The following is a 24136-nucleotide window of genomic DNA, read 5'->3' as shown; positions in this document are numbered from 1 at the left end:
GCCTGTTTGAGACCGTGTCGCTGACGCTTGGCGCTATTGTTGAGACCTTGGGCGGCCGTTTGTTGGGTTCTCCCGACATGCAAGTGTCTGGGCTGGCACCGCTGCAGACCGCGCAAGTCGGGCAGGTCAGTTTTTTAAGTCAAGCACGGTTTCAAAACCAGTTGTCGACCAGCATGGCGGGCTGTGTGATTGTTGCCCCCGCTTTCGAGTCCCAAGTCGCCCACCGATCAGCGGCCATCATCACCGACGACCCCTATTTGTATTTTGCCCGCTTGACCCGTTTATGGAAGCGCGCGCACCCAAGCCCTGCTGGTCCTCAAATTCATCCCACTGCGGTGGTTGACCGGGATGCGTTGATTGCCGAAGATGCCGTGATCGGCCCTTTGTGCGTAATTGAACGCGGTGCCGAGATCGGCCCCGCAACTTGGCTGAAGTCGCGTGTCACCGTCGGTGAAGACTGCAAAATCGGAGCGCGCTGCCTGATCCATTCCGGTGTGGTGATCGGTGCCGATGGTTTTGGTTTTGCCCCCCACCAAGGGCGATGGGAAAAAATTGAGCAACTGGGCGCGGTGCGCATTGGCGACGATGTGGAAATCGGTGCCAACACCTGCATTGACCGTGGTGCTTTGGCAGATACGGTGATTGAAGACGGTGTGAAGTTGGACAACCTGATTCAAATCGGGCACAACGTGCAGGTTGGCAAACACACCGCCATGGCCGGTTGTGTGGGTGTGGCCGGGAGTGCCCGGATCGGTGCCCATTGCACGGTCGGCGGTGGCGCGGTGGTGCTGGGGCATTTGACCTTGGCGGACCATGTGCACATTTCAGCAGCCTCGGTGGTCACGCGCTCCATCACTCAGCCCGGCAACTACACCGGCATGTTCCCCTTGGACACCAACGCCAATTGGGAAAAGAACGCGGCCAGCCTCAAACAATTGTCCCGCTTGCGTGAACGCATCAAAGCGCTTGAAGCCGACATTCAGAACAATCAGGAAAACGACCATGATGGACATCCATAAAATTCTCAAACTACTGCCGCACCGTTACCCGTTTTTACTGGTGGACCGCGTGCTCGAAATCGAAAAAGGCGTACGCATCAAAGCCTTGAAAAACGTCACGATCAATGAACCATTTTTCACCGGTCATTTTCCTCACCGTCCTGTCATGCCGGGCGTCTTGATGCTGGAGGCACTGGCCCAGGCGGCAGCCCTGTTGACTTTTGACAGCTTGGATGCAGCCCCTGACGAGAATACGCTTTACTACTTTGCGGGGATTGACGGCGCGCGTTTCAAGCGACCTGTGGAGCCTGGTGATCAACTGACATTGGAGGTGCGGCTTGACCGCATGAAAGCTGGAATTTTCAAATTCAAAGCCCAAGCCAAAGTCGGAGATGAACTGGCTTGTGAGGCTGAATTGATGTGCACCATGCGCAAAATCGCGTGAGGACCTATGGCGACTATTCACTCTACCGCATTGGTCGATCCAGCCGCCCAACTTGATGCTTCTGTCACGGTTGGGCCTTTCACCACCATTGGACCGAACGTGGTGATCGGTGCGGGTTCAACCGTGGGCTCGCATTGCACGATCGAGGGTTACACCACGATGGGACAGAACAACCATGTCCACAGTTACACCTCCTTGGGCGCAGCGCCTCAGGATAAAAAGTATGCGGGCGAACCCACTCGTCTGGAAATTGGCCATGGAAACACCATCCGCGAATTTTGCACCTTCAATGCCGGAACAGTGAATGGGGGCGGCGTGACGCGGGTGGGCGATGACAACCTGTTCATGGCTTACGTGCATTTGGCGCACGACTGCCAAATAGGCAGTCACACGATCTTCGCCAACAACTCGCAGTTGGCAGGGCACGTGGTGGTGGGTGATTGGGTCATCTTGGGGGGTTTCACCGTGGTTCGCCAATTTCTGCGTTTGGGCGCACACAGCTTCACCGCCATGTGCACCTTGTTGTTCGCGGATCTTCCGCCTTATGTGACCTGCCAAGGCCAACCCGCATCTGCCCGCACGGTGAACGCGGAAGGTTTGCGTCGTCGCGGTTATTCGCCCGACCGCATTGCGACTGTTCGCGCCATGCACAAAGCCCTGTACCGGGAAAACCTCAGTTTGGATGCGTCCAAAGAACGCATCGTGCAAATGGCCAAGGACAAACCCGAGATCCAGGCCGATGTCGACATGATGGTGGACTTCCTGGCGGGTGTTTCCCCCAAGGTCGGCATCGTTCGTTCGCGTCGCCGTTCGGTGGATTGAAAATTTCAAGGGTTGGGAATGGGTCCCGGCCGAGCATGAAAGGAGGGCCCCTTGGCCCTGTTGCGTTGCGCCGTGATTGGCGTTGGTTATCTGGGCAAGTTTCATGCTCAAAAGTACGCCAAAATTCCAGCGTGTCAGTTGGTGGCCGTGGTGGACAGCCGTCAGGAACAAGCTGATGCTGTCGCTGGCCCGCTGCACTGTGCTGCCCTCACCGATTACCGGTCTTTGATCGGGCAGGTGGATGCGGTGAGTATTGTGGTGCCCACGCAAGGGCATCACGAGGTGTGCGCCGATTTTTTGCGGGCTGGTGTGCATGTCTTGGTGGAAAAACCCATGACCACCACCTTGGAGCAGGCCGATGAGTTGATCCGACTGGCCAAAGAAAACCATTGCGTGTTGGCCGTCGGTCATTTAGAGCGTTTCAACCCTGCCGCTTTGGCCTTAGAGCCCTTGCTGTCGAACCCCCGTTTCATCGACAGTTCCCGCTTGGCCCCTTTCAAACCACGGGCCACCGACGTCAGTGTGTTGCTGGACTTGATGATCCACGATGTCGATTTGATTTTGTCTTTGGTCAACAGCGAGGTGGAAAGCGTGGAGTGTTCGGGTGCGCGTGTGCTGACTGCCGACATCGACATTGCCAATGCACGGATTCGGTTTGCCAATGGCTGCGTGGCCAATGTCACCGCCAGTCGGGTGAGCGCCAAGAGCGAGCGCAAAATGCGGGTCTTTCAAGACCAAGCCTGCCACTCTCTGGATTTTCAGGCGCGCACCTTGACCACTTACCGAGGCGCCACATCGCCTTTGGCCGATCCTGAGCAGGCGATTGAGCGCCATGAGCAATCCTTTGGCGAAGCCGATCCCTTGTTTGCCGAGATTTTTGACTTTGTGGAGAGCGTTCGACATCAACGTCCCCCCAAAGTGAGTGGTGAGGCTGGACGGCGTGCCTTGCAAGCTGTTCAACGCATCACCGACGCCACCCGTTTGATTTCCTGATTTTTTGCACAATTGAAAGGTACGCCATGCCCATCCCTATGGTCGATCTGGTCGCGCAATACCGCGATCTCCAGCCTGAGCTGGAGCCTGCATTTTTGAAGGCCTTGTCTGCAGCGCAGTTTATTTTGGGCCCCAATGTTCAAGCCTTTGAGAAAGAGGCGGCCGACTATCTGGGCGTGGCCCACGCCATCACTTGCGCCAACGGCACCGATGCTTTGCACTTGGCTTTGCTGGCTGCCGGCATTGGGCCTGGCGACGAAGTGATCACCACGCCTTTCACCTTCATTGCCACTGCCGAGGCCATTGCCTATGTGGGTGCCAAAGCGGTTTTTGTGGACATCGATCCCTGCACCTTCAACATCGACGTGGCGCAGGCCCAGCGCGCCATCACCCCCCAAACCAAGGCTTTGCTGCCAGTGCATTTGTTTGGACAGCCCGCCAATTTGGCGCCGTTGATGGCCTTGGCCAAAGAGCACCAGCTTCAATTGGTGGAGGACTGCGCTCAATCTTTTGGTGCCGACATCGGTGGCCGCAAAACCGGAGCGCTTGGCGATGTGGCGGCTTTCAGCTTTTTCCCCAGTAAAAATTTGGGCTGCTTTGGCGACGGCGGCATGATCACAACGCAGTCTGACGACATGGCGGAAACCCTGCGCATGCTGCGCAACCACGGCAGCAAGGTGCGTTATTACCACGACATCGTGGGTTACAACAGCCGACTTGATGAACTGCAGGCCGTGGTGCTGCGGGCCAAGCTGCCGTTGATTGACCATTACAACCAAGAGCGTCGCCGCGTTGCTCACCGCTACAACGCTGGCTTGTGTTTCCTGAATTTGCAAACGCCCTGCGAAGATGGCGTGGGCTTGCATGTGTTCCACCAGTACACCGTGTTGACCGATCACCGTGCGGCCATTCAACAGGCTTTGACTGAGCACAAAATCGCCAGCGCTGTTTATTATCCCGTGCCTTTGCACCAGCAAAAAGTGTTTGCCTCAATCGCAGACGGTACCCGTTTTCCTGTCACCGAATCGGTGGCCGAGCACTGCCTGTCCCTGCCAATCTACCCCGAGTTGAGCAACGAGTCGATTGACGAGGTGTGTGGTGTGATTCGCCAGGCGTTGACCGCGTGATGGATTTGTCAGGCTTGCGCGCGACATCGGATGCCACCATGCCAGACCTGAGGGTGAGCATGGTCGCTGCCGAGCGTTCGGGTGACATGCTCGCGGCCTTGCTGCTGGGTGGTCTGCACAAAGTGTGGCCCGGCTTGCAAGCTTCTGGCATTGGCGGGCCACAGATGGATGCGACAGGATTTGTCTCGCGCTGGTCCTGCGATGAGTTGTCTGTACGGGGATTGGTGGAAGCGCTTTGGAATTACCGTCATATCAACGGCATCCGACAGGCCTTGATTCAACAGGTGCTCAGTGACCTGCCCGACCTGTATGTGGGAGTGGATGCCTCGGACTTCAACTTGCCGGTGGAGCGCTTGCTGCGTCAAAAGGGTGTTCCCACGGTTCAACTGGTGTGCCCGTCCATTTGGGCTTGGCGCCCTGAGCGGGTGCAAAAAATTCGCGACAGCGTAGACCATGTCCTGTGCATTTACCCTTTTGAGCCGGATTTGTTGGCCCAGCATGGGATTGAGGGCACGTTCGTCGGCCACCCGGTGGCCGATGTGATCGCACTGGAGCCTGACCGATTGCAAGCCCGGCAGGCCTTGGATTTGCCCGCCGAGGCCACCGTCGTGGCTTTGCTGCCCGGCAGCAGACCCTCTGAGGTCAAGGGTTTGGCTTTGCCGTTCCTGCAAGCGGCCCAGCTCATGCTGAAGCAACGGCCTGGATTACGATTTGTCTTGCCTACGCATGGCCTGTTGAAGCCCATGATTCAGGCGGTCATGGCCCAGACGGGCATGCAAGCCCATGTGCATTTGGTGATGGGCCGTTCGCACGAGGTGCAGGCGGCTTGTGATGTGGCGCTGGTGGCCAGCGGTACCGCCACATTGGAAACCGCTTTGCACAAGCGCCCCATGGTCATCGCCTACAAAATGCAATGGCTGTCTTGGCAGATTGCCAACCGCCAGCGCTTGCTGCCATGGGTGGGGTTGCCCAATATTTTGTGTAACGAAAGTTTGCTGCCCGAGTTTTTGCAAGAGCAAGTGCAAGCTCAAGCGCTCGCGAATGCGGTGATGCGGTGGCTGGACGATCCCACGGCAGTGGCCCTTCTTCAGGATCGGTTCACCGTTTTGCACCATCAACTGCGTCAGGACATGCCAACGCTGGCCGCCCATGCGATTCAAAAAACCATTGCTGCTTGAGCAAAAAACCTTGAATTGGGATACCGATGGCTTGATGGCCGGGGTGGATGAGGCTGGGCGCGGTCCATTGGCGGGCCCCGTGGTCGCGGCGGCCGTGATCCTTGACGACTTGAACCCTATTCGAGGGCTGAATGACTCGAAAAAACTGACAGCCAAACGCCGCGAGGCTTTGTTTGACGAGATCCGGGCGCGTGCGCTGTGTTTTGCCATTGCGCAAGCGAGCGAGCAAGAAATTGACCAACTCAATATATTGCAAGCCACGATGTTGGCCATGAAACGGGCCGTCGAGGCTTTGCGACTGCCCCCTAAGTTGGTGCTGGTCGATGGCAACCGATTGCCCACCTTGTCCATTCGGGCAGAAGCCATCGTGCAGGGGGATGCTTTGGTGCCAGCCATTTCGGCGGCCTCCATCTTGGCCAAGGTACACCGCGACCGTTTGTGCGAAGCGATGCACCAGCGCCATCCGATGTATGGGTTTGACCAGCACAAAGGTTATGGCACAGCCCAACACTTGGCTGCATTACAAGCCCATGGTCCGGCGGATTGCCACAGAATGACATTTGCCCCAGTGGCCAGGAGTGTGCGGTGCATTTGATCACGTCGAGAGACAACCCGCATGTGAAGCTCTGGCGGCGTTTGGCCCAGGAAACTACCGCTTACCGCAAAGCTGAACAGTTTTGGCTGGAGGGCGATCACCTGTGCATGGCAGCCCTTGAGCGCGGCGTGCGTCCTTCTCAGGTGGTAATGACCGAGTCTTTTCAGGTTGAGCAAGGCCAACATTGGATGGGGTTGACGGATCAGGTCTTTGTCTTGCCTGATGCCTTGTTTGCCAGTCTGAGTGGCCTGGAATCGCCTGCACGCATGGGCTTCGTTGTCGCTTGGATGGCAGAAACACAGATCGTTGCTGAAATGCCCACAGTGGTTTTGGACCGTTTGCAAGATGCAGGCAATGTGGGGGCCATTTTGCGATGTGCGTCGGCATTTGGTTATCGCCAGGTTTTGGCCATCAAGGGCACGGCCGCTCTGTGGTCACCCAAAGTGTTGAGAGCAGGCATGGGAGCGCATTGTGGTCTGAAATTGGTCGAGTCGGTGAGTCCATCCGATGTGGCCGCTTTGCAAGTGCCCGTTTTGTCCACCAGCTCCCATGAAGGTCCTTTTTTGCATGAAATGCTCAGGCGGGGTGACTTTCCCAGCCCCTGCGCCTGGGTTTTCGGGCACGAAGGGCAGGGCGTGAGTGAAGACCTGCTGGCCATGGCCCAGCATTCCGTTCGCATCGCCCAGCCCGGCGGCGAGGAGTCCTTGAATGTGGCAACCGCTGCCGCCATTTGTTTGCACGCCAGTGCGACCGTTGCATTGTGAAGCTGTAGGCTGAACGGCTTGGCTTTCGAGGACTGATTTGTCAGGGTTTTCAAGTAGTACTCGGCTATAATAGTGGGCTTTCCCGCATCAACCTGTACGCCACAGTCCATCCCAGGCCCAATCCTCGAACAAGCAGCCAAAAAGAGATCACATCTCTTGTGAGTGCTGAGGCGTACCCGAACTATTCCGGAGAACCCAGTGCTTTTGTCTCTTCAGGGAACTTTCCCGCCCGCCATCTTGGCGCTCGCAGACGGCACGGTCTTTATCGGCAACTCGATCGGAGCCGCTGGCTCCACAGTCGGCGAAGTGGTGTTCAACACCTCACTCACCGGCTACCAGGAAATCCTCACCGACCCCAGCTACTGCCAGCAGATCGTCACCTTGACGTATCCGCACATTGGCAACTATGGCGTCAATGTGGAAGACATCGAATCTGACAAAGTCCATGCTGCTGGCTTGATCATCAAAGACTTGCCTTTGGTGGCCAGTAACTTTCGTTCTGGCCAAAGCTTGTCGGCCTATTTGGCCGATGCAGGCACGGTGGCCATTGCCAACATCGACACAAGACAGCTGACACGCATCTTGCGCACTCAGGGCGCGCAAAACGGCGCGATCGTGGGCCTGGCCAAAGGCCAAGAAGTCACACAAGCGGTGATCGACCAAGCGGTGGCCGCAGCCAAAGGCGCGCCCAATATGGCTGGCCTTGATTTGGCGCAACAAGTCACGGTGTCCCAGCCCTATGAGTGGACACAAACCGAGTGGACATTGGGCAAAGGCTACGGCAACTTGACTGCGCCCAAGTTCCATGTGGTCGCTTATGACTTTGGCGTGAAGAAAAACATCTTGCGCATGTTGGCCGCGCGCGGTTGCAAGGTCACCGTAGTGCCAGCCAAGACCCCTGTGGCTGAGGTGCTCAAGCACAGGCCTGACGGCATCTTTTTGTCCAACGGCCCTGGCGACCCACAGCCTTGCGATTACGCGATTGCGGCGACGGCTGAGTTGATCGAAACCGGTATTCCCACATTCGGCATTTGCCTGGGTCACCAAATCATGGCCTTGGCCAGTGGCGCCAAGACGTTCAAGATGAAGTTTGGTCACCACGGCGCCAACCACCCTGTGAAAGACCTGGACTCTGGACGCGTGTCCATCACCAGTCAAAACCACGGTTTTGCAGTGGATGAAAAATCGCTGCCTGCCAATTTGCGTGCCACGCATGTGTCCTTGTTTGACGGCACTTTGCAAGGCTTGGTCCGCACCGACAAGCCCGCGTTTTGCTTTCAAGGGCACCCTGAAGCATCGCCTGGCCCACATGACATTGCTTACCTCTTTGACCGCTTCATCCAATTGATGGAGGCGAAATAACCATGCCAAAGCGCACCGACCTCAAAAGCATCCTCATCATTGGCGCAGGCCCGATCATCATCGGGCAGGCCTGCGAGTTCGACTACTCTGGCGTGCAAGCTTGTAAAGCTTTGCGCGAGGAGGGCTACAAAGTCATCTTGATCAACAGCAATCCCGCCACGATCATGACCGACCCGGCCACTGCCGATGTCACCTACATCGAGCCCATCACTTGGCAAACGGTTGAAAAAATCATCGCCAAAGAGCGTCCCGATGCCATCTTGCCCACCATGGGGGGACAAACGGCCCTGAACTGCGCCTTGGACTTGTGGCACCACGGTGTGCTCGAAAAGTACAAGGTTGAGTTGATCGGTGCTACGCCGGAGGCCATTGACAAAGCCGAAGACCGTTTGAAGTTCAAAGACGCCATGACCAAAATTGGTCTGGGCTCAGCACGTTCCGGCATTGCGCACAGCATAGAAGAGGCCTGGGAGGTTCAAAAGACCTTGGGTTTCCCCACCGTCATTCGCCCGAGCTTCACCCTGGGCGGCACGGGCGGCGGCATCGCCTACAACCCCGAAGACTTCGAAGTGATTTGCAAGCGCGGTTTGGAGGCCTCACCCACCACCGAATTGCTGATCGAAGAATCTCTGCTCGGCTGGAAAGAGTACGAGATGGAAGTGGTCCGCGACAAAGCGGACAACTGCATCATTGTGTGTTCAATCGAAAACTTGGACCCGATGGGCGTGCACACCGGGGACTCCATCACAGTGGCGCCTGCCCAAACCTTGACCGACAAGGAATACCAAATTTTGCGCAACGCCTCTTTGGCGGTTTTGCGAGAGATCGGTGTGGACACCGGTGGCTCTAATGTGCAGTTTTCCATCAACCCCAAAGACGGCCGCATGGTGGTGATCGAGATGAACCCCCGCGTGTCGCGCTCGTCCGCACTGGCGTCCAAAGCCACAGGTTTTCCGATCGCCAAAGTCGCGGCCAAATTGGCTGTGGGCTACACACTCGACGAGTTGCGCAATGACATCACGGGCGGCGCCACCCCCGCTTCGTTCGAGCCTTCGATCGACTATGTGGTCACCAAAATCCCACGTTTTGCGTTTGAAAAATTCCCGACTGCTGACAGCCGTTTGACCACCCAGATGAAGTCGGTGGGCGAGGTCATGGCCATGGGCCGCACCTTCCAGGAGTCTTTCCAAAAAGCCCTGCGTGGTTTGGAAGTGGGCGTGGACGGCATGAACGAAAAAACCCAGGACCGCGAAGTGCTCGAGAAGGAACTGGGCGAGCCCGGTCCTGAGCGCATTTGGTATGTGGGCGATGCCTTCGCCATGGGCCTGAGCGTGGACGAGGTGTTTGCTCTGACCAAAATCGATCCTTGGTTTTTGGTGCAGATTGAAGAAATTGTCAAAATCGAGTTGGAGTTGGAAACCACCACACTCGAGGCCATCACGGCCGACGAGTTGCGCGCCCTGAAAAAGAAGGGTTTTTCTGACCGTCGATTGGCCAAGTTGCTCAAGACCACTGAACACGTGGTTCGCGCACGGCGCCACGCCCTGAACATTCGCCCCGTTTACAAACGGGTGGACACCTGTGCTGCCGAATTCTCAACCGATACTGCCTACATGTACTCTTGTTATGAGGGCCATGGTGATGGTGAGTGTGAAGCAGAGCCTACGACGAACAAGAAGATCATGGTGCTGGGTGGTGGCCCCAACCGCATTGGCCAAGGCATCGAATTTGACTATTGCTGCGTTCATGCAGCGCTTGCCATGCGAGAAGACGGCTATGAAACCATCATGGTCAATTGCAACCCCGAGACCGTGTCGACCGACTACGACACCTCGGACCGCTTGTATTTTGAGCCCGTCACTTTGGAGGATGTGCTCGAAATCGTCAACAAAGAAAAACCCACGGGCGTCATCGTTCAATATGGTGGTCAAACCCCATTGAAATTGGCGCTGGATTTGGAAGCCGCTGGCGTGCCCATCATCGGCACCAGCCCCGACATGATTGACGCGGCCGAAGACCGTGAGCGCTTCCAAAAGTTGTTGCAGGACCTGGGCTTGCGTCAGCCACCCAACGCCACCGCGCGCACAGAGCCAGAAGCTTTGGAAAAAGCCGCATCGTTGGGCTACCCCTTGGTCGTTCGCCCCAGCTATGTGTTGGGTGGCCGCGCGATGGAAATCGTGCACGAGCAGCGCGACCTGGAGCGCTATATGCGCGAAGCGGTGAAAGTGTCGCACGATTCGCCCGTTTTGCTCGACCGTTTCCTGAACGACGCCATCGAGTGCGATGTGGACTGTTTGCGCGACCCCGAAGGCAAAACCTTCATCGGTGGCGTGATGGAACACATTGAACAAGCGGGTGTGCACAGCGGTGACTCGGCGTGCTCCTTGCCACCTTATTCCTTGTCTGTCGAAACCGTGACCGAACTCAAGCGTCAATCGGCTGCGATGGCGGGTGCTTTGAATGTGGTGGGTTTGATGAACGTGCAGTTTGCCATTCAACACGTGGACGGCAAAGACGTCATTTACGTGCTGGAAGTCAACCCCCGAGCCTCTCGGACAGTGCCTTATGTGTCCAAAGCCACAGGCATACAGCTCGCCAAAGTCGCTGCGCGTTGCATGGCCGGTCAAACCCTCGCTTCGCAAGGCATCACCAAAGAAGTCACCCCCCCTTATTTCAGTGTGAAAGAAGCGGTTTTTCCCTTTGTGAAGTTCCCGGGTGTGGACACCATTCTCGGACCCGAGATGAAGTCCACCGGCGAAGTCATGGGCGTGGGCAAGACCTTTGGTGAAGCCTTTGTGAAGAGCCAGTTGGGTGCGGGCACCAAGTTACCCCGTTCCCACAAGGCAGACGGTACGCCATCTGGCAAAGTGTTCATTTCGGTGAAAAACAACGACAAGACCCGTGTCATTGAAGTGGCGCGTCAGTTGTCCGCACAAGGCTTTGCACTGGTAGCGACCAAAGGTACAGCCAATGCGATCAACGAAGCGGGTGTGGCTTGCGCCATCGTGAACAAAGTCACGGAAGGTCGTCCGCACATCGTGGACATGATCAAGAACAGAGAAATTGTGTTGGTCATCAACACAGTGGAAGAACGGCGAAATGCGATTGCCGACTCTCGTCACATTCGAACTTCGGCTTTGCTCAACCGCGTCACGACGTTCACCACCATCGCAGGCGCGGAGGCGGCTGTGGAAGGTATGAAGTACATGGACCAGTTGGGCGTCATCTCTGTTCAGGAAATGCACGCCCAGCTCTTGGCCTGATCCGCCTTTTGAACCTTGCCTGGTCAATTTGGCAAGGCATAATGCAATGAATGACCGCCGAGTTTAAAACTCGGCGGTTTGTTTTTGGAGAACACTGCATGTCCACCATCCCGATCACAAAACGTGGTGCTGAAAAGCTCAAAGATGAGCTGCATCGCCTCAAAACCGTTGACCGTCCTGGCGTGATTCAAGCCATTGCCGAGGCGCGAGCCCAAGGCGACTTGAGTGAGAACGCCGAATACGATGCAGCCAAAGACCGTCAAGGCTTCATCGAGGGGCGAATTCAGGAAATTGAAGGCAAGTTGTCCGCCGCGCAAATCATCGATCCGTCATCGGTGGATGCGGGCGGCCGTGTGGTGTTCGGCACCACCGTGGAACTGGAAGACGAAGGCTCAGGCGAAGCGTTCAAGTACCAAATTGTGGGCGAGGATGAGGCGGATTTGAAGCTGGGATTGATCAACATCGGTAGCCCGATTGCCCGCGCTTTGATCGGTAAAGAAGAGGGTGATGTGGCCGAAGTCCAGGCACCCGGGGGCGTGCGTCGCTACGAAATCGTCAGCGTTTCTTACATTTGAGATGCAAAAAGGGCCGTTGAAAAACGGCCCACTCTAACACCCCAACGGGCTATTTCAGGTGCCCTCTGGGTCAGTCTAGGCGACCTTTTTTGACCGATTTTTGCTTGGGCTTGGCCCGCTTGATCTGTCCACCAGCAGCCAGTCGTTGGTTGCCCAGTACGCGAACGGTTTTGACTTCAGGTCGCTGCCCGCCACGTGAGCTGTATTTCAGGATTTTGAAATCGCGAGGACCGGCTTTCCGGTCTTCATCGGTTTCTTTGATCTTCTCGGGTTGAGGACGCCAGAGGATGAGCAATTTGCCGATGTGCTGGATCGGCGCAGCATGGAGTTGGTCTGTCAATTGGGAAAACATGGCTTCGCGTGCGGCGCGATCGTCGCCCAATACGCGGATCTTGATCAGGCCATGGGCGTTCAAGGCCGCTTCGGTTTCTTTGATGACGGCAGGGGTCAAACCATCGCCTCCGACCATGACGACAGGATCCAGGTGGTGGGCATCGGCGCGAAAAACTTTGCGCTCGGCAGGTGTGAGTTGTATTTGGGGCATCCCCGTATTATCCCCGTAAGGACGCAAAAGAATGAAAGTCAAAACCAAAAGTAAAAAGGTTAACAAAGCGTGGTTGAACGACCATGTGAATGACACGTACGTCAAATTGGCCCTCAAGGAGGGTTATCGGGCGCGTGCGGCTTACAAGCTCAAGGAAATCGATGAGACCCTGGGCTTGATCCGACCGGGTGATTTGGTGGTGGACTTGGGCTCTGCTCCAGGCGCTTGGAGCCAGTATTTGCGCCGCCGCTTGTCGCCCGATGGCGCCGCTGTGGGCGAGCTCAATGGCAGCATCATTGCGCTCGACATCCTGCCCATGGCCCCAGTGGAGGGTGTGCAATTCATTCAAGGTGATTTTCGTGAGAACGAAGTGGCCGCTTTGCTCGAAGCGGCTTTGCAGGGGCGACAGGCTGATGTGGTGGTGTCGGACATGGCGCCCAATTTATCGGGCATCGAGTCTTCGGACGCTGCCCGTATCTTGCATTTGATCGAGTTGGCGGTGGAATTTGCCCAAAACCACATGAAGCCGCAGGGGGCTTTGGTGGTCAAGGTGTTCCATGGCAGTGGGTACAGCCAGATCGTGAAGATGTTCAAAGAGACCTTCAAAGTCGTCAAACCCATCAAGCCCAAATCTTCGCGAGACAAGTCTTCGGAGACATTTTTGGTGGGCATGGGCCTGATTCACAGCGATTGACCCCCTTAATTCCTCCCTTTTCGAGGGCCAAAACAACATTTGGCCTTTATCGGAGCCTCCAGCAAGCCTAAAATCACTTCAATTATTTTTTTCGATTGGAGCCTCTCTTGAACAACCCTTGGTTTTCCAAAATTGCTGTTTGGATGGTGATTGCCATGGTGCTGTTCACCTTGTTCAAGCAATTTGACAACCGTGGTGTCGCAGGTGCGAATGCCATTGGGTATTCAGATTTCCTCGAAGAGGTTCGCGGTAACCGCATCAAGAGCGCCACCATTTCCGAAAGCCCTGGTGGCACCGAGATTTTGGCCATCACCAACGATGACCGCCGTATCAAAACCACGGCCACTTACCTGGACCGAGGTTTGGTGGGGGATCTGATCAACAGCGGCGTCAAATTCGATGTGAAACCCAGAGAAGAAGGTTCTCTGCTCATGACTTTGCTTGTCAGCTGGGGGCCCATGCTGCTGCTGATTGGCGTCTGGGTTTATTTCATGCGACAGATGCAAGGCGGCGGCAAAGGTGGCGCTTTCAGTTTTGGCAAGTCCAAGGCGCGCATGCTGGATGAAAACAACAACCAGGTGACTTTTGCGGACGTGGCGGGTTGTGACGAGGCCAAAGAAGAAGTCAAGGAAGTGGTTGATTTTCTGAAAGATCCTCAAAAATTCCAGAAGCTGGGCGGCCGTATTCCACGTGGCTTGTTGCTGGTGGGCCCTCCCGGTACCGGCAAGACCTTGCTCGCCAAAGGCATCGCCGGTGAAGCCAAGGTGCCGTTTTTCAGCATCTCCGGTTCTGATTTTGTTGAAATGTTCGTCGGTGTGGGCGCGGCGCGTGTTCGAGACATGTTTGAGAACGCCAAGAAGAATGCGCCTTGCATCATTTTCATTGACGAGATCGACGCGGTCGGCCGTCAACGTGGTGCCGGCTTGGGCGGTGGCAACGACGAACGCGAGCAAACGCTGAACCAGATGCTGGTCGAGATGGATGGTTTTGAGACCAATTTAGGTGTGATCGTGGTGGCCGCCACCAACCGCCCCGACATTTTGGATGCTGCTTTGCTGCGTCCAGGACGCTTCGATCGTCAGGTCTATGTGACCTTGCCCGATATCCGCGGACGCGAACAAATCTTGAACGTGCACATGCGCAAGGTGCCGATTGGCCAAGACGTCAATGCGGGCATCATCGCCCGCGGCACACCGGGCATGAGTGGTGCCGATTTGGCTAACCTTTGTAACGAAGCGGCTTTGATGGCAGCGCGCCGGAACGCCCGCGTGGTCGAGATGGTGGACTTTGAAAAGGCCAAGGACAAAATCTTGATGGGCCCTGAGCGCAAGAGCATGGTCATGCCTGAGCATGAGCGCCGCAACACGGCTTACCACGAAGCGGGCCATGCCTTGATCGGCAAATTGCTGCCCAAGTGCGACCCTGTGCACAAAGTCACCATCATTCCCCGTGGCCGCGCTTTGGGTGTCACCATGAGCTTGCCCGAGCAAGACCGATACAGCTTTGACAAAGAGTTCATGTTGAACCAAATCAGCATGCTTTTTGGTGGCCGCATCGCTGAAGAGGTGTTCATGCACCAGATGACCACCGGTGCCAGCAATGATTTTGAACGCGCCACCTCCATTGCCCGTGACATGGTGATGCGCTATGGCATGACCGATGCACTGGGGCCGATGGTCTACGCCGAGAACGAAGGCGAAGTCTTTTTAGGCCGTTCGGTCACCAAGACCACCAACATGAGTGAATCCACCATGCAAAAAGTGGACATGGAAGTGCGCCGAATCATCGACGAGCAATACAAACTGGCACGCCATCTGATCGAAGAGCACAGCGCTCAGATGCACGCCATGGCCAAAGCTTTGCTCGAATGGGAAACCATCGACAAGGACCAAATTGACGACATCATGGCAGGGCGTGATCCTATGCCTCCCAAGGATTGGACGCCTCGTACGCCCCCCTCGGGTGGCGGCAGCGGTGGCGGAACCCCTGCGGTGCAAACTGAACCGGCGACCACTGCAGCTTGATTTTTCAAAATGCGTGTGTCATGAAGCGGGGCTTTTGGGCCCCGTTTTTCATGGAAGGACACCGATGAACAGCGCTCCCAGACCATCGCTACCGGACAGACACTGGCAAACCACGCGCTTTGTCTTGGACCTCGCCAAGCCTTTGGTCATGGGCATAGTCAATGTCACCCCAGACTCTTTTTCGGATGGTGGTCTGAACGCCGAGACCTCGCAGGCATTGCGGCATGCTGAGCAACTGCTGCGCGATGGGGCAGCCATTTTGGACATCGGTGCTGAATCCACGCGCCCAGGGGCTGTCGTGGTGCCTGCGCCCCAAGAGTTGGCGCGGCTTGAGCCAGTTTTGCGTGAAGCGGTGCGCTGGCAGGTCCCGATTTCGGTGGATACCTACAAACCGGAGGTGATGCAGGCCTGCTTGGACTGGGGCGTGGACATTGTCAATGACATTTGGGCCCTGCGCCTGCCGGGTGCCCTGCAAGTGGTCGCGGCCCATCCTCATTGCGGCGTGTGTTTGATGCACATGCACCGGGACCCCCAAACCATGCAAATTGAGCCCATGCAGGGCGATGTCTTGGCAGAAGTCGACGCTTTTTTGCGTTCTCGTTTGGCGGTCTTGTTGGCCAATGGTGTGGCGGCATCCCGATTGGTGCTGGACCCTGGCATTGGTTTTGGCAAAACCGTGGCCCAGAACTTTCAGCTCTTGGCAAGGCAAGCCGATTTGCTGCATTTGGGCGCCCCTTTGTTGGCTGGTTGGTCTCGCAAATCGGCTTTAGGGGCCATTCTGGCTCAAGACGGAGCAGCCCCCGAACCTGCGCAAAGACAGGTGGCCAGTGTGGCGGCTGCCTTGATGGCCGTGGAACGGGGCGCTTCTGTTGTGCGGGTGCATGATGTGAAGGACACGGTGGACGCACTCAAAATCTGGTGCGCGATGCAGGCGCAATCCAGCACACTTTGAATTGCTGATACGTGCTGGCTCAGTGGCTTGCAGGGTGCGGAGGGCTAAAATTCCTTCACTTATTACAAAAATCAGGATCGTTCACATGGCGCGTCATTACTTTGGGACAGATGGCATTCGTGGTACGGTGGGTCAAAGCCCCATCACACCCGATTTCATCTTGCGTTTGGCGCATGCGGTGGGCCGAGTATTGAAGGCCCAAGATGCGCATCCCACGGTATTGATTGGCAAAGACACGCGGATTTCCGGGTACATGCTGGAAAGTGCCTTGGAGTCGGGTTTCAATTCTGCAGGGGTGGATGTGGTGTTGTTGGGGCCTGTCCCCACGCCGGCGGTGGCGTACTTGACCCGTGCACAACGTGCATCGTTGGGTGTGGTGATCAGTGCCAGCCACAACCCCTACGCGGACAACGGGATCAAGTTTTTCAGCGCGCAGGGGCAAAAACTATCGGACGCCTGGGAAGAAGCCGTGGAGGCCACCTTGCTTGAGGACCCCGTTTGGGCAGAATCTGCCGCTTTGGGCAAAACCCGACGTTTGGACGATGCCGCAGGCCGCTACATCGAGTTTTGCAAGAGCACTTTTTCAAGTGACATGACCCTCAAGGGTTTGAAGATTGTGGTGGATGCTGCGAACGGCGCGGCTTATCAAATCGCGCCCAAAGTGTTTCATGAACTGGGTGCGGAAGTCATCGCCATCGGTTGCTCACCCGATGGTCTGAACATCAATAAAGACGTGGGTGCAACGCACCCGGCGGCATTGGTCCAGGCGGTCGAAGACCACCGAGCCGATTACGGTATCGCTTTGGACGGCGATGCTGACCGCTTGCAGTTGGTGGACGCGACCGGGCGATTGTTCAATGGCGATGAGCTCTTGTATTTGATGGTCACGGATCGCCTGGCCAGAGACGAGGCCGTGCCGGGGGCGGTGGGCACACTGATGACCAACCTGGCGGTCGAGGTGGCTCTGAAGCAACGCGGCGTGCAGTTTGAACGGGCCCAAGTGGGTGACCGCTATGTGTTGGAGGTCTTGCACGACAAGGGCTGGTTGATCGGAGGCGAGGGCTCTGGCCATTTGTTGGTCTTGGACAAGCACACCACGGGCGATGGACTGGTCAGCGCTTTGCAGGTGTTGCAAGCCTGCGTGGGCAGCGGCAAGACCATGGCCCAATTGCTGGGGGGCATCACGCTTTTCCCGCAAACCCTCATCAACGTGCGTTTGTCCCCCGACTTTGACTGGCAAAGTCACCAGCCTCTGTGGGATGCGAAACGCTCGGTAGAGCTTGAACTGGGAGATTCGGGCAGGGTCTTGATCCGCGCCAGCGGCACCGAGCCTTTGCTGCGGGTCATGGTGGAGGCGCGAGATGCGGTGCAGGCGCGAGAATGTGCCGAACGCATGGCGGCCACTTTGAGATAGTCAAGGTGTCTGCTCTGCCTCAGTAGATCAGCCGCTCCGGTTTGATTTCTTGCAAGATGGTGGTGGCGATTTCTTCAATCGATTTGGTCGTGGTCGACAGCCAGCGGATGCCCGAGCGTCGCATCATGGCTTCGGCTTCCGAGACTTCCATGCGGCAGTTCTCAAGGCTGGCGTAGCGGGAGTTGGGTCGGCGCTCTGCACGGATTTCCGCCAAGCGGTCCGGGTGAATGCTCAGGCCGAAGATCTTTTTGTTGTGCGGCACCAAAGCGGGTGGCAGTTGACGGCGGTCAAAGTCTTCTGGAATCAAGGGGTAGTTGGCGGCTTTGAGGCCGTGTTGCATGGCCAGGTACAGGCTGGTGGGTGTTTTGCCACTGCGGCTCACGCCGACCAGGATCACATCGGCCGACTCCAGATCGCGGTTGGACTGGCCATCATCGTGTGCCAGGGAGAAGTTGATAGCCTCGATCCGGTCCTGGTATTCCTTGCTTTTGCTTACATCTGAAAAACGACCGACCCGGTGGTGGGATTTGATGCCCAGTTCGGCTTCGAGCGGGTTCACAAAGGTGCCAAACATGTCGAGCAGCATCCCTTGACAATGTTCTTGAAGCACCCTGAGCACGTCCATGTTCACCAAGGTGGTGAACACGATAGGTTTGTTGCCCTCGGTATCGGCGGTGTGGTTAATTTGCCGGACCGCTTGGTGCGCCTTGTCAATGGTGTCGGTGAAGGGCAGCCGCACATGCCGGGTCTTCATGTCGAACTGGGCAAGAATGGCGTTGCCAAAAGTTTCGGCCGTGATCCCCGTGCCGTCCGATACAAAAAATACAGTGCGTTTCGACATGCTGGTGATTGGTTTCAAGTGCGAGATCAGCTAGACCCCTAAAATCAATCGATTATCCACCGCTGTCGGCTCAGGGTTCCATGCCAAGAACAAGAACAACCCTGAGCAACGCATTGGAGCCAGGTTTTAACTTTGGAGCTTTGCATGTCTGATCTTTTCAACGAGACCGCTTTGGTCGTTCCCTTTGAGTTGTTGCGCATGACCGATGTCGAGTCGGTCGGTGGCAAAAACGCCAGCCTGGGGGAGATGATTTCCCAGCTGCCTTCTGGCGTGCGGGTGCCGACCGGATTTGCCACCACCGCGCACGCATTTCGCCAGTTTTTGGCGTTTGGCGGCCTGACCGAGCGCATCAACGCCCGTTTGGACGCGTTGGACACCGAGGATGTGCGTGCTTTGGCCGCAGCGGGGGCTGAAATCCGCGCCATGGTCGAGGCGCAGCCTTTTCCGGAAGACTTGGCTCAAGCCATTCGGGAAGCGTTTGTGCGCCTGCAAGGCGGCAACACGGATGCTTCGTTTGCCGTGCGCTCTTCGGCCACAGCCGAGGATTTGCCGGATGCTTCTTTCGCGGGCCAACAAGAGACCTTCTTGAACGTGGTGGGCATCGAGGACGTGCTGCTCAAGATGAAAGAGGTGTTCGCCTCGCTCTACAACGACCGTGCCATCAGCTACCGCGTGCACAAGGGCTTTGCCCATGCCGATGTGGCTTTGTCTGCCGGTGTGCAGCGCATGGTGCGTTCCGATTTGGGCGCGGCGGGTGTCATGTTCACCATCGACACAGAATCGGGTTTTGAAGATGTGGTGTTCATCACCTCCAGTTATGGTTTGGGTGAGACGGTGGTGCAGGGCGCGGTGAACCCTGACGAGTTTTATGTCCACAAGCCCATGCTGGCAGCGGGCAACCGCAGCGTGATTCGCCGTAATTTGGGCTCCAAGATGATGGAGATGGTGTTCGCCACGCCCGAAGAAAAAGCCAGCACAGGAAAATTGGTCAAAACCACTGACGTGCCCACTGAACTGCGCAACCGCTACAGCCTGACCGATGATGAGGTCGAGCAATTGGCCCGCTACGCGGTGGTGATCGAGCAGCACTATGGCCGCCCCATGGACATCGAGTGGGGCAAAGACGGTACCGACGGCTTGCTCTATATCTTGCAAGCGCGCCCTGAGACGGTCAAAAGCCAGGCCAAAGGCACGCCTGAGCTGCGTTACAAACTCAAAGGCAAAAGCGCCATCTTGGCAGAGGGCCGTGCGATCGGCCAAAAAATTGGCACGGGCCCGGTGCGATTGGTGCTTAACATCAGCGAGATGGACAAGGTTCAACCCGGGGATGTGCTGGTGACCGACATGACCGACCCGAACTGGGAACCCGTGATGAAACGTGCCAGTGCCATCGTGACCAACCGGGGTGGGCGTACCTGTCACGCCGCCATCATTGCGCGTGAACTGGGCATTCCTGCGGTGGTCGGCTGCGGCAATGCCACCGAGCAACTGAGCGAAGACACCTTGGTCACCGTCAGTTGTGCCGAGGGTGATACCGGGCTCATTTACGATGGTCTTCTCGAAACCGAGATCAGTGAAGTCCAGCGCGGTGTGTTGCCGGAGATCAAAACCAAAATCATGATGAACGTGGGCAACCCCCAGTTGGCTTTTGACTTTGCCCAGTTGCCCAATGCCGGGGTCGGTTTGGCCCGCCTGGAGTTCATCATCAACAACAACATTGGTGTGCACCCCAAGGCCATCTTGGACTATCCCGCGATTGACGCCGACTTGAAGAAGGCTGTCGAATCGGTGGCGCGTGGCCATGCCTCGCCCCGCGCTTTTTATGTGGACAAGGTGGCCGAAGGGGTGGCCAGCATCGCTGCTGCCTTCTGGCCCAAGCCCGTCATCGTGCGGCTGTCTGACTTCAAGAGCAACGAGTACCGCAAACTGATTGGTGGCAGCCGTTATGAGCCCGAAGAAGAAAATCCGATGCTCGGTTTTCGGGGGGCAGCGCGTTACATCAGTGCAGACTTTGGTGAAGCCTTTGCCATGGAGTGTGAAGCCCTCAAGCGGGTGCGTGGCGATATGGGACTGACCAATGTCCAGATCATGGTGCCCTTTGTGCGCACTTTGGGGCAGGCCGAAAAGGTCACGCAACTGTTGGCCAACCAAGGTTTGCGCCGGGGCGAGAACGCGCTCAAAATCATCATGATGTGCGAAGTGCCCAGCAATGCGATCCTTGCAGAGCAGTTTCTGGCGTTCTTCGACGGCTTTTCGATCGGCTCCAACGACTTGACGCAGCTCACATTGGGTCTGGACCGCGACTCGGGCATGGCTTTGTTGGCAGCCGATTTTGATGAGCGTGACCCTGCGGTGACTGCCTTGATATCCCAAGCCATTCAGGCTTGCTTGGCTCAGGGCAAATACGTCGGCATCTGTGGCCAAGGGCCTTCTGATCATCCCGATTTTGCACAGTGGTTGATGGCTCAGGGCATCAGTTCGATCTCGCTGAACCCGGACACCGTCATCGCGACTTGGACCCAACTGGGCAACTGATTCTTCAAAGGAACGATTGGCGATGAAACCCTCCATGGCGCCCCGACCCCTTGCGGCTTACCATCGGCGGATTCATCGCAATGTGTTCATTTACTTGGTGATCCTCGTCAGTTTGATCGGGGCCATGGCTTGGGCAGAACAATGGGGTTTGTCGCGCAACTTGATTGGCCCCATCTTCCTTTTCAGCACGGTGATGATCTATGCCTTGATCGGCATTTCCAGTCGTACCACCGACGAAGACGAGTATTACGTGGCTGGGCGGCGCATCCCTGCCATGTACAACGGGATGGCCACAGCGGCGGATTGGATGAGTGCCGCATCCTTTATCAGTTTGGCGGGGGCACTTTATTTGCAAGGCTTTTCTGGAAGTGGGCAGCAACCGGGTGGTTTGGCCTATGTGATGGGGTGGACGGGTGGGTTTTGTCTGGTGGCTTTGTTGATCGCACCCCATTTGCGCGCCATGAAGCTGTACACCTTGCCTGACTATTTTGACCAGCGCTACGGCGGGCGCTGGCCCCGCATCCTTGCCGCTTTGGCGTCTGTTTTGTGTTCGTTCACCTATGTGGTGGCGCAAATTTATGGCATTGGTTTGATTGCCTCACGCCTGACTGGCGTGCAGTTCGAAATTGGCATTTTGCTGGGCCTGGGCGGTGTTTTGTTGTGTTCTTTTTTGGGCGGCATGCGGGCTATTACTTGGACGCAGGTGGCGCAATACATCATGCTGCTGCTGGCATTCATGATTCCAGTGTCTTGGCTGGCTTACAAGCAATTGGGGACCCCGCTGGCGCCCTTGGCCTATGGTCAGCAATTGGCACAAATTGAGGCCATTGAGCAAAAACTGATCAACGACCCCGCTGAAATCGAGGTGCGCCAAGCCTTTGCGCGTCGGGCCCAAGTTTACGAAGACCGCTTGAAAAATGTCGACGCATCCATGGTGATTTTGCGCCAGGAGTTGGAGGAAAAAATCCGGATGCTCAAGTCGCAATCGGCCGATTACGCCGCCATTGCACAAGCCAGGCGAGAACTTTTGGCGGTGCCACGCGATGCCTCCACCGCCCGAGAGCAGTGGACGCGGGCCATGCACGACAACCGGGAGCGGTCCAAGCCATTGGGCGGTATGCCACCGCACACTCAGGCTTATGCCGGTAACCCCGAAGGCAGCCCCAAAGAGGTGAAGCTGTTCAACGAATCCCGTCTGAACTTTTTGGCCCTGGTCTTTTGTTTGATGATGGGGACAGCGGGTTTGCCGCATTTGCTCACGCGGTTTTACACCGTGCCTTCGGTGGCAGAGGCTCGCACTTCTGTCGCTTGGTCCTTGTTTTTTATAGGATTGCTCTACCTGAGCGTTCCCGCCCTGGCCGTGCTGGTCAAGTTCGAGGTGCTCAACAACTTGGTGGGCAGCAGTTTTGAAGATTTGCCCAGTTGGATGGCCCAATGGGCCCGGTTGGACTCTGGGCTCTTGGAGTTTTCCGACGTCAATGGCGATCGGATTTTGCAACTGGGCGAGTTGAAACTGGGGGCTGACATGGTCATGCTGGCCACGCCCGAGATGGGCGGCATGCCTTTTGTGGTGTCGGGCCTGGTGGCTGCCGGTGGCTTGGCGGCCGCTTTGTCGACGGCTGACGGCTTGCTGTTGACCATCAGCAATGCGCTGGTGCATGACATTGGGCCCGGTCGTGAGCGCAAACCCAAGTCATCCGAAGGGCGGGTCATCTTGTCCAAATTTGCACTTTTGGCCGTGGCCATGTTGGCGGCCGTGGTGGCCGCTTTCAAACCGGCCGAAATTTTGGCTTTGGTGTCCACTTCTTTTTCTTTAGCCGCTGCGGCGTTTTTCCCCGGCATGGTCTTGGGCATGGTTTGGCGAAAAGTCCATCGCCCAGCGGTGGTGGCGGGCATGTTGGCGGGTCTGGGCGTCACCCTTTATTACATGGTGATCAATGCGCCCGGGTTTCGTTACTTTATGGGGTTGCCGGCAAATGAGGGTTTGTGGTTTGGCATTCAGCCCCTGTCGGCGGGCGTTTTCGGTGTCCCCGTTGGCTTTTTGGTCATGGCCCTTTTGACTTGCTTGTTGCCCAGCTCATGGGTCACGCCACGCGTGGCACCTGCCCCACCGACTTCAAAAGTCCAAAGCGAGTATCCAGGGCTCTGAAATAACGCTATAATTTCAGACTTCGCCTTGCCGCACCCCGACCCGACGCTGGGGGCGGCTTTTCCAACCTTTTTGGGTTAACCACAAGGAGTCTCAATGCGTCATTACGAAATCATTTTGCTGATCCATCCCGATCAGTCCGAACAAGTTCCAGCCATGCTGGAGCGCTACAAAGGCATGATTGTTGCCGGCGGTGGTGCTATCCACCGTGTGGAAGACTGGGGCCGTCGTCAACTGGCATACCAGATCAACAAGTTGGGCAAGGCCCATTACCTGTGCGTGAACATCGAGGCCGATCAGGCTGTGATGGCAGAACTCGAACACGCGTTCAAGTTCAACGACGCCGTGCTGCGTCACCTGACTGTGCTGAAGAAAAAAGCCGACACTGGTCCTTCGTCCATGATGAAGACGGTCGAGCGCGAAGAAGCCCGCAAGTCACAACAAGCCGAATTCGCAGCTTGACACGTGCCTGTTGAGGAGTGAACCGAACCGAACTGAATGCCTGTATTGCCGAGCAAGCCGCTTTGCGATACACCCCCGCCGGTATGCCTGCTCTTGATTTGATTCTGGAGCATGCCTCTGAGATCGAAGAGGCCGGGCAAATGCGAAAAGTCCAATTGAAAATCCGCGCGTTGGCCTTGGGGTCCTTGGCGGAGAGGTTGGTTAAGCAAGCGGTGGGCAGTGTTTGGACGTTCAAAGGCTTTTTGGCCACCCCTCGACAAGGCAAAAGTGTCGTGTTGCACATTCAAGAGTTTCAGCAAGATTAATTTCAGGAGGCCCCATGGCCACGTTCAAAAAATTCAACAAAGACAAGCGCCCTAAGCGCAACACCCAGTCACTGCTGTTCAAGCGCAAGCGTTT

The 24136-nt window shown here is 56.6% G+C and carries 21 protein-coding genes and 1 pseudogene; 20 read left to right on the top strand and 2 right to left on the bottom strand.

The window, feature by feature from the left end; genetic code table 11:
* Positions 1-14: 14 nt before the first annotated feature.
* From lpxD to greA, 11 genes are all read left to right on the top strand, one after another.
* Positions 15-1019 carry a UDP-3-O-(3-hydroxymyristoyl)glucosamine N-acyltransferase gene (gene lpxD, locus Q0O19_RS00845; RefSeq protein WP_295519055.1) on the top strand — a complete coding sequence of 335 codons (1005 nt, stop codon included), beginning with the start codon at positions 15-17 and terminating at the stop codon, positions 1017-1019.
* Positions 1003-1443 carry a 3-hydroxyacyl-ACP dehydratase FabZ gene (gene fabZ / locus Q0O19_RS00840; RefSeq protein WP_295519052.1) on the top strand — a complete coding sequence of 147 codons (441 nt, stop codon included), beginning with the start codon at positions 1003-1005 and terminating at the stop codon, positions 1441-1443. The genes lpxD and fabZ overlap by 17 nt, the downstream gene beginning before the upstream one ends.
* A gap of 6 nt (positions 1444-1449) precedes the next feature.
* On the top strand, positions 1450-2265 hold the full coding sequence (lpxA, locus tag Q0O19_RS00835; protein ID WP_295519049.1) for an acyl-ACP--UDP-N-acetylglucosamine O-acyltransferase: 816 nt from the start codon (positions 1450-1452) through the stop codon (positions 2263-2265).
* A gap of 51 nt (positions 2266-2316) precedes the next feature.
* Entirely contained in the window at positions 2317-3258 is a 942-nt protein-coding gene (locus tag Q0O19_RS00830) for a Gfo/Idh/MocA family oxidoreductase (RefSeq protein WP_295519046.1), read from the top strand.
* A 26-nt stretch (positions 3259-3284) separates the two neighbouring features.
* Entirely contained in the window at positions 3285-4385 is a 1101-nt protein-coding gene (locus tag Q0O19_RS00825; protein WP_295519043.1) for a DegT/DnrJ/EryC1/StrS aminotransferase family protein, read from the top strand.
* Positions 4385-5563, top strand: coding sequence for a lipid-A-disaccharide synthase (gene lpxB, locus Q0O19_RS00820; protein ID WP_295519040.1), 1179 nt, complete (start codon positions 4385-4387; stop codon positions 5561-5563). The genes Q0O19_RS00825 and lpxB overlap by 1 nt, the downstream gene beginning before the upstream one ends.
* A complete protein-coding gene (gene rnhB, locus Q0O19_RS00815) occupies positions 5535-6158 on the top strand; it encodes a ribonuclease HII (RefSeq protein ID WP_295519036.1) in 624 nt (207 codons plus the stop codon). The genes lpxB and rnhB overlap by 29 nt, the downstream gene beginning before the upstream one ends.
* A complete protein-coding gene (locus tag Q0O19_RS00810) occupies positions 6149-6922 on the top strand; it encodes an RNA methyltransferase (protein WP_295519034.1) in 774 nt (257 codons plus the stop codon). The genes rnhB and Q0O19_RS00810 overlap by 10 nt, the downstream gene beginning before the upstream one ends.
* Positions 6923-7120: 198 nt before the next feature.
* Positions 7121-8284, top strand: coding sequence for a glutamine-hydrolyzing carbamoyl-phosphate synthase small subunit (gene carA, locus Q0O19_RS00805; RefSeq protein WP_295519032.1), 1164 nt, complete (start codon positions 7121-7123; stop codon positions 8282-8284).
* A gap of 2 nt (positions 8285-8286) precedes the next feature.
* Positions 8287-11547, top strand: coding sequence for a carbamoyl-phosphate synthase large subunit (gene carB / locus Q0O19_RS00800; protein WP_295519029.1), 3261 nt, complete (start codon positions 8287-8289; stop codon positions 11545-11547).
* Between the two features lie 98 nt (positions 11548-11645).
* Positions 11646-12122, top strand: coding sequence for a transcription elongation factor GreA (gene greA / locus Q0O19_RS00795; RefSeq protein ID WP_295519026.1), 477 nt, complete (start codon positions 11646-11648; stop codon positions 12120-12122).
* A 70-nt stretch (positions 12123-12192) separates the two neighbouring features.
* On the opposite strand, the gene Q0O19_RS00790 is transcribed toward greA, so the two are convergent.
* On the bottom strand, positions 12193-12666 hold the full coding sequence (locus Q0O19_RS00790) for a YhbY family RNA-binding protein (protein ID WP_295519023.1): 474 nt from the start codon (positions 12664-12666) through the stop codon (positions 12193-12195).
* A 31-nt stretch (positions 12667-12697) separates the two neighbouring features.
* Here Q0O19_RS00790 and Q0O19_RS00785 point away from each other — a divergent pair, with 31 nt between their 5' ends.
* The 4 genes from Q0O19_RS00785 to glmM all read left to right on the top strand — a co-directional run bounded on the left by Q0O19_RS00785 (position 12698) and on the right by glmM (position 17750).
* A complete protein-coding gene (locus Q0O19_RS00785; protein WP_295519020.1) occupies positions 12698-13360 on the top strand; it encodes an RlmE family RNA methyltransferase in 663 nt (220 codons plus the stop codon).
* A 107-nt stretch (positions 13361-13467) separates the two neighbouring features.
* Positions 13468-15384, top strand: a complete 1917-nt coding sequence (gene ftsH / locus Q0O19_RS00780) for an ATP-dependent zinc metalloprotease FtsH (RefSeq protein ID WP_295519017.1) — start codon at positions 13468-13470, stop codon at positions 15382-15384.
* Between the two features lie 64 nt (positions 15385-15448).
* Positions 15449-16336: a dihydropteroate synthase gene (gene folP / locus Q0O19_RS00775; RefSeq protein ID WP_295519014.1), complete on the top strand. Its 888-nt coding sequence runs from the start codon at positions 15449-15451 to the stop codon at positions 16334-16336.
* Positions 16337-16421: 85 nt separating this feature from the next.
* Entirely contained in the window at positions 16422-17750 is a 1329-nt protein-coding gene (gene glmM / locus Q0O19_RS00770; protein ID WP_295519011.1) for a phosphoglucosamine mutase, read from the top strand.
* Positions 17751-17769: 19 nt separating this feature from the next.
* Here glmM and Q0O19_RS00765 read toward each other — a convergent pair whose 3' ends face one another.
* Entirely contained in the window at positions 17770-18591 is an 822-nt protein-coding gene (locus Q0O19_RS00765; RefSeq protein ID WP_295519008.1) for a pyruvate, water dikinase regulatory protein, read from the bottom strand.
* 144 nt (positions 18592-18735) lie between these two features.
* Between Q0O19_RS00765 and ppsA the strand changes: the two genes are divergently transcribed.
* From ppsA to Q0O19_RS00740, 5 genes and pseudogenes are all read left to right on the top strand, one after another.
* The gene (gene ppsA / locus Q0O19_RS00760) at positions 18736-21126 is read left to right on the top strand and encodes a phosphoenolpyruvate synthase (protein ID WP_295519005.1); all 2391 of its coding nucleotides are present in this window, start codon (positions 18736-18738) and stop codon (positions 21124-21126) included.
* Between the two features lie 34 nt (positions 21127-21160).
* The gene (locus Q0O19_RS00755) at positions 21161-23275 is read left to right on the top strand and encodes a VC_2705 family sodium/solute symporter (RefSeq protein ID WP_295519002.1); all 2115 of its coding nucleotides are present in this window, start codon (positions 21161-21163) and stop codon (positions 23273-23275) included.
* A 96-nt stretch (positions 23276-23371) separates the two neighbouring features.
* Positions 23372-23737 carry a 30S ribosomal protein S6 gene (rpsF, locus tag Q0O19_RS00750; protein ID WP_089958179.1) on the top strand — a complete coding sequence of 122 codons (366 nt, stop codon included), beginning with the start codon at positions 23372-23374 and terminating at the stop codon, positions 23735-23737.
* Positions 23738-23754: 17 nt separating this feature from the next.
* Positions 23755-24042, top strand: coding sequence for a primosomal replication protein N (gene priB / locus Q0O19_RS00745; RefSeq protein WP_295518999.1), 288 nt, complete (start codon positions 23755-23757; stop codon positions 24040-24042).
* Between the two features lie 14 nt (positions 24043-24056).
* Positions 24057-24136: pseudogene (locus Q0O19_RS00740) on the top strand (30S ribosomal protein S18); the annotation flags it as partial.

Source organism: Limnohabitans sp. Rim8 (assembly GCF_945869175.1).
In the GTDB taxonomy this organism is placed as follows: Bacteria; Pseudomonadota; Gammaproteobacteria; order Burkholderiales; family Burkholderiaceae_C; genus Limnohabitans_A.
This window is presented reverse-complemented; position numbering and strand designations above follow the sequence as displayed.

Coding starts and splice junctions, on each gene's coding strand:
- lpxB (WP_295519040.1), top strand. CDS start 4,385: ATGGATTTGTCAGGCTTGCGCGCGACATCGGATGCCACCATGCCAGAC.
- Q0O19_RS00825 (WP_295519043.1), top strand. CDS start 3,285: ATGCCCATCCCTATGGTCGATCTGGTCGCGCAATACCGCGATCTCCAG.
- Q0O19_RS00790 (WP_295519023.1), bottom strand. CDS start 12,666: ATGCCCCAAATACAACTCACACCTGCCGAGCGCAAAGTTTTTCGCGCC.
- rpsF (WP_089958179.1), top strand. CDS start 23,372: ATGCGTCATTACGAAATCATTTTGCTGATCCATCCCGATCAGTCCGAA.
- folP (WP_295519014.1), top strand. CDS start 15,449: ATGAACAGCGCTCCCAGACCATCGCTACCGGACAGACACTGGCAAACC.
- greA (WP_295519026.1), top strand. CDS start 11,646: ATGTCCACCATCCCGATCACAAAACGTGGTGCTGAAAAGCTCAAAGAT.
- Q0O19_RS00755 (WP_295519002.1), top strand. CDS start 21,161: ATGGCGCCCCGACCCCTTGCGGCTTACCATCGGCGGATTCATCGCAAT.
- lpxA (WP_295519049.1), top strand. CDS start 1,450: ATGGCGACTATTCACTCTACCGCATTGGTCGATCCAGCCGCCCAACTT.
- glmM (WP_295519011.1), top strand. CDS start 16,422: ATGGCGCGTCATTACTTTGGGACAGATGGCATTCGTGGTACGGTGGGT.
- Q0O19_RS00765 (WP_295519008.1), bottom strand. CDS start 18,591: ATGTCGAAACGCACTGTATTTTTTGTATCGGACGGCACGGGGATCACG.
- Q0O19_RS00785 (WP_295519020.1), top strand. CDS start 12,698: ATGAAAGTCAAAACCAAAAGTAAAAAGGTTAACAAAGCGTGGTTGAAC.
- carB (WP_295519029.1), top strand. CDS start 8,287: ATGCCAAAGCGCACCGACCTCAAAAGCATCCTCATCATTGGCGCAGGC.
- rnhB (WP_295519036.1), top strand. CDS start 5,535: ATGCGATTCAAAAAACCATTGCTGCTTGAGCAAAAAACCTTGAATTGG.
- fabZ (WP_295519052.1), top strand. CDS start 1,003: ATGATGGACATCCATAAAATTCTCAAACTACTGCCGCACCGTTACCCG.
- ppsA (WP_295519005.1), top strand. CDS start 18,736: ATGTCTGATCTTTTCAACGAGACCGCTTTGGTCGTTCCCTTTGAGTTG.